This is a genomic window from Mesorhizobium sp. M0152 (genome assembly GCF_040322415.1).
Classification (GTDB): Bacteria; Pseudomonadota; Alphaproteobacteria; order Rhizobiales; family Rhizobiaceae; genus Mesorhizobium.
Genome location: NZ_JAMYTH010000095.1, coordinates 1 through 4819, shown reverse-complemented (window position 1 = coordinate 4819; position 4819 = coordinate 1). Strand labels below are relative to the sequence as shown.

The 4819-nt window shown below is 59.7% G+C and carries 4 protein-coding genes and 1 pseudogene; 3 read left to right on the top strand and 2 right to left on the bottom strand.

Annotated elements, in window-relative coordinates; translation table 11 throughout:
* Positions 1-1342: glycine cleavage T C-terminal barrel domain-containing protein (locus NKJ26_RS33095; protein WP_352700032.1), on the top strand; the 1342-nt coding region annotated here is incomplete at its 5' end.
* Between the two features lie 55 nt (positions 1343-1397).
* Positions 1398-1481 (top strand): annotated as a pseudogene (locus NKJ26_RS33090) (H-X9-DG-CTERM domain-containing protein); the annotation flags it as partial.
* Positions 1482-2249: 768 nt separating this feature from the next.
* Here NKJ26_RS33090 and NKJ26_RS33085 read toward each other — a convergent pair.
* On the bottom strand, positions 2250-2699 hold the full coding sequence (locus NKJ26_RS33085; RefSeq protein ID WP_352700030.1) for a GNAT family N-acetyltransferase: 450 nt from the start codon (positions 2697-2699) through the stop codon (positions 2250-2252).
* A 374-nt stretch (positions 2700-3073) separates the two neighbouring features.
* Here NKJ26_RS33085 and NKJ26_RS33080 point away from each other — a divergent pair, with 374 nt between their 5' ends.
* On the top strand, positions 3074-3424 hold the full coding sequence (locus tag NKJ26_RS33080) for a hypothetical protein (protein ID WP_352700028.1): 351 nt from the start codon (positions 3074-3076) through the stop codon (positions 3422-3424).
* 39 nt (positions 3425-3463) lie between these two features.
* Here the strand turns inward: NKJ26_RS33080 and NKJ26_RS33075 are convergent, their stop codons facing one another.
* The gene (locus NKJ26_RS33075; RefSeq protein WP_352700026.1) at positions 3464-4618 is read right to left on the bottom strand and encodes an ISNCY family transposase; all 1155 of its coding nucleotides are present in this window, start codon (positions 4616-4618) and stop codon (positions 3464-3466) included.
* Between the last annotated feature and the right edge of the window lie 201 nt (positions 4619-4819).

Below are 4819 nucleotides of genomic sequence, written 5' to 3'. Positions count from 1 at the left end.
GATCAACGATGGCGAGGCGCCTTTCGACCTGTGGGAAGTCGACATCCGCCGCGCCCAGCCGTTCCAGAAGAACCGCCGTTACCTCCGGGAGCGCGTCTCCGAAACGCTCGGCCTGCTCTATGCCGACCATTTCCCTTACCGACAGATGGCGTCGTCGCGCAACGTCAGGCGTTCGCCCCTGCACGAGCATTTGAAAGCGCGTGGCGCTGTCTTCGGCGAAGTCGCCGGCTGGGAGCGCGCCAACTGGTTCGCCCGCGAGGGCCAGGAGCGCGAATACCGCTATTCCTGGAAGCGCCAGAACTGGTTCGACAACCAGCGCGAAGAACATCTCGCGGTCAGGAACAAGGTCGGCCTGTTCGACATGACCTCGTTCGGCAAGATCCGTGTCGAGGGCCGCGACGCCTGTGCCTTCCTGCAAAAACTGTGCGCCAACGACTTGGACGTGGCGCCGGGCAAGATCGTCTACACCCAGATGCTCAACCAGCGCGGCGGTATCGAGAGCGACCTGACGGTCTCGCGGCTGTCGGAGACGGCCTTCTTCCTCGTCGTCCCAGGTGCAACGCTGCAGCGCGACCTCGCCTGGCTGAGAAAACACCTCACCGACGAATTCGTCGTCATCACCGATGTCACGGCGGCCGAAAGCGTGCTCTGCCTGATGGGACCGGATGCGCGAAAACTGATCCAGAAGGTGAGTCCGAACGACTTCTCCAACGAGACCAACCCGTTCGGCACGTTCCAGGAAATCGAGATCGGCATGGGCCTGGCCCGCGCCCACCGCGTCACCTATGTCGGCGAGCTCGGCTGGGAGCTCTATGTCTCGACCGACCAGGCGGCCCATGTTTTCGAAGCGATCGATGAGGCGGGCATAGATGTCGGGCTGAAACTCTGCGGCCTGCACACGCTGGATTCCTGCCGCATAGAGAAGGCTTTTCGGCATTTCGGCCATGACATCACCGATGAGGACAATGTCCTGGAAGCCGGTCTCGGCTTCGCGGTCAAAACGGCCAAGGGCGACTTCATTGGCCGTGATGCAGTATTGAAGAAGAAGGAAGCCGGCCTGTCACGTAGGCTGGTCCAGTTCCGGCTGAAGGACCCGCAACCCCTGCTCTTCCACAACGAGGCGATCCTGCGCGACGGCAAGATCGTCGGTCCGATCACCTCGGGCAATTACGGCCATCATCTCGGCGGCGCCGTCGGACTGGGCTATATCAAGTGCCAGGGCGAGAGCGAGGCGGATATGCTGGCCTCATCCTACGAGATCGAGATCGCCGGAGAGCGTTTTGCGGCGGAAGCCTCGCTGAAGCCTATGTACGATCCGAAGTCGGAACGCGTGAGGGGGTGAGCAGGTGCGGGCGCAACGGTGAAGCCAGCCCTCCGCGCTTGGCTCCGAGCGTGCCGTTCACATAGTGATGGTCGATGGAAGTGTAACATTCATCATTCATCACCGTCGCGATGACCATGACACTGTTCTTTGCAACTGACGCTGCTCACCCGCACCGGCCGAAAGAATCTTGTGCGGCTGATTGACCACGGCAGCCAACTCATTTGACGCCATCATGCCCATGTGTACGATCACGAGGTGCAGTCTTAATACTCTTCAGGCTTTTAGCTAGGCTTAGGCTAGTTGCGATCCTTCATCCGCTAGTAGCCGAGATCTCTTATCCCGTTGGGAGCGTCTTCAACTCGGCCTTCCGTAATGATCGGTGTGATCAGACCGCCAGCGATCGAGACACCTACCCCCAGGTCGGCATGTTTGCTGACTATAGCATTCTTGGTCCAAGGAGACGCGGCACGCATCGCAAGCGCCAGGGTCTTTATCACCCTGCATTGAGCCCGTACACGAACTGGGCGCAGCACCGTTGGGGCTCAGCGCCAAAAGCTCGTCGATTTCGCAATTTAAGCCGACATAGAAATGCGGGACGGTTAGCTTCGACGTCACCAGACGACGAGCGATTATAGAGCGACGGTCTGGGAGAGAAGCCTCACGTTGATTGCCGCGCCGCAGGCGATCATCTTTCATGCCGTCGTGAGGTGCGCATCCGTAAGATCCGTATTCAAACAGCTTGAGAACCGCATCGTCCGAGGCAATCTTTGCTTGCGGGCGATAAGCTCCGGTCGTGTCCTTCGCTGCAGTTTGAGGTTTGAGGCCCGGGTTCTCCACATTTGTTGGACGTTTGCTGCTGGGAAGGCACGGGCAACGGAACCATGGGCCAGAACGTTCGAACAGTGAAGGCAAGGGGGCTCTAAGTCTACCTCGAGATGCGCATTCGGTAACGAACGTGCCCATCATGCTTGAGATAGGAATCGTAGAGTTTGCGGGCGCGGATGTTGCCCGCGTCGGCGTGCCAGTAAAGCCGCTCCCAGCCATTCTTTTTGCAGACTGCGACGAGATCGTCGAGGAGCGCCCGGCCGATGCCGGAGCCGCGGAAATACTCTTCAACATGAAGATCCTCGAGATAGCAGTCGTTGCTCTTGACCCAAGATGAAGGATGGGACAGGTGGATAGCGAAGCCTGCAAGCGCACCGTCCTGCTCGGCAACACGCATGTTGATCGGCGACGCGGGATCGAGAATGCGCTTCCAGGTTGAAGCGGTCACCTCGGGATCGGGCGTCATCCCAAAGAAGATCACGTGGCGGTCCCAAAGTTTTCGCCAAGCGCATTCGTGGTCCGGCCGTGCATCCCTGATCTCAAACGCCATTGGCGATCCCTCGAAAACAATGGGAAACACCTTCAACCGATGCTTTCCCTAGGTTTTGGTTATGACTCGTGGTTATACTGGTTGGCTTAGCTGTCACCCATCCTACAAGTTCAAAAGTCGTGCCAACTGAGCGTTGCAGACCTTCTAGTCACGGCGAGTGGCGCAATCTGTCGTGAAGACCAGAATTAAGCGCGCATTGACGCCGCTTAAGTAGCTGCGGCAAAGTCCGTTATTTTGTTTGAGCTTCCGACATTCTTGTCCAATATCGAACAAAAAAGTTTGCTCAATTGTTCCGTTTCCGCCCCTCGTCGCGGCAAACGCAAGTGTAATTGCCCCGTCAGCCTCGTCTCGGAATCATCGGCCGGAATCATTGGATGATCGGCAAATCCATCCATTGGACGCTTCGGGAGGCAAGAGGAAGTCGGGCGAACCTGGTTGGCTGGCTTGAGTTGGCGAGTGCCGTCCTTTGTTACCGAGCGATGACTGCCTGCTCGCTGGACGTACTGGCGGGACCCGCATGCGCCGCAAAAAAGCCGATCGGTGCCGTATCAGCCACGCGCGCCTTTTCGATTCCGTGGGGAGGAATCTCGGCCTTTACCGCAGAGTACGGCAACTCGTCCGTCGCGACGGTCCCGCTGTCGCTGCCATTGGCCAACGAGGGCGGAATCGTTCCGGCCGGGTTCTCGATCCTGTCGGTAGCTTTTCAAGTTGTCCGGTTTTGGTAGCACATCATCTGTCCGCTTCTGTTGTCGCGTCGAAGCAGTTCACGCGGCGCTTTTGAGTTCGGAGTCTGGATCATACGGTGATCCGTCGGGTCGATAGCTTGCGATGCGGCGCGGGCCGTGGAAGACGGCGAGATCGCCGTCGGGATACCGCCTGACCTTGACCTTGGCCTTGACGAAGTGGTGGCGGATCGGGCTCGGCGGCAGTTGCAGCCGCAAGCGGCCGAAGGCGACGGTGTTGTCGTTGCCGACGACGCGCTCCTCCTCGATGCACAATATCTCGGCCAGTTGAGCGGGGTCGGCGGCGACAAAGGCGCTGTCTTCAACCGCGGCCGGCTTGGCGAAGCGGGCATTGTGAGCCGGCAGATAGGTCTGTGCGATGAAGCGGTTGGCGGCCTGGATATCGGCAATGCCGGCCAGCGCCAGTTCCTTAGGCAGCCGATCCTGCAAGGTTGAGAACATCCGCTCGGAGCGCCCCCTGGCTTCAGGCGAATAGGCCGGGATATGCTCGATGCCCAGTTGCCGCAGCGCCCGCCCGACCTGGGTCAGCCGGCTCTTGTCGACCGCCTCGCCGGCCTTGAGGGTCACGAAGTAATGGCTGCCGCGATCGGTGTAGAGGCTCGACGGCAGCCCCTTGGCGACCAAGGTCTCCAGAAGTCCCTGAAAGCTCGACGCCGTGCCTTCCTCCTCGATCAGAAAGGCCGAATAGAGCGTGCTCGTTGCATCATCCATCGTCACGATCAGATCCAGCATCGGCTGGCCTTCCAGCCAGGCATGCCGGCTGCCGTCCTGGTGCAGCATCATCCCCTCGCACGGCTTCCTTTCGCGCTTGCGCCGGTGAGCGCCGCGCCGCTTGGCCCGTTCCACCAGGCCCGCCGCATGAAGCTGCGTCTTGATGAAGGTGTAGCCCCAGCTGAAGTCGTGATCGCGCAGCAGGTGCTCGTGGAAATGCTTCACGTTCCAGCCAAGGTAGCGATGACGATAAAGCTCAAGCATCGCCTCGATCGCTTCCGCAGGCACCCGACGCGTCGAAATCTTGCCCAAACGCCGGTCGAGCAACCCAGCGTCCCCAGCCTCTTCGTAACGGTCGCGGTAACGGCGAAATTGCCGCTCCGACATGCCCAGCAACTCACCTGCCTCCATCATCGAAAGATCGCCGCCATCCCAGCGGCTCAAAACGTCGCGAAACTTCTGCATTCTCCGGTCCTGTAGCCATGCCGCCCGTTTCATCCCCAGCCTCCATTGGCTGGACATGAAACCGGACAACTCACGTGCTACCTAATCCGGACAACTCGTGTGCTTACGACACACAGGCCCACGGCGGGGAATCGAGGTTAACGGTCATTTTTGTTGGAGGATCTGGAGCAGGAAGTCTGGGTCCCACCCCGCGGCTTTGCG

Bases quoted from the DNA above. Each gene is read 5' to 3' on its own strand.
- NKJ26_RS33085 (WP_352700030.1), bottom strand. From the start codon at position 2,699: ATGGCGTTTGAGATCAGGGATGCACGGCCGGACCACGAATGCGCTTGG.
- NKJ26_RS33080 (WP_352700028.1), top strand. From the start codon at position 3,074: ATGATCGGCAAATCCATCCATTGGACGCTTCGGGAGGCAAGAGGAAGT.
- NKJ26_RS33075 (WP_352700026.1), bottom strand. From the start codon at position 4,618: ATGCAGAAGTTTCGCGACGTTTTGAGCCGCTGGGATGGCGGCGATCTT.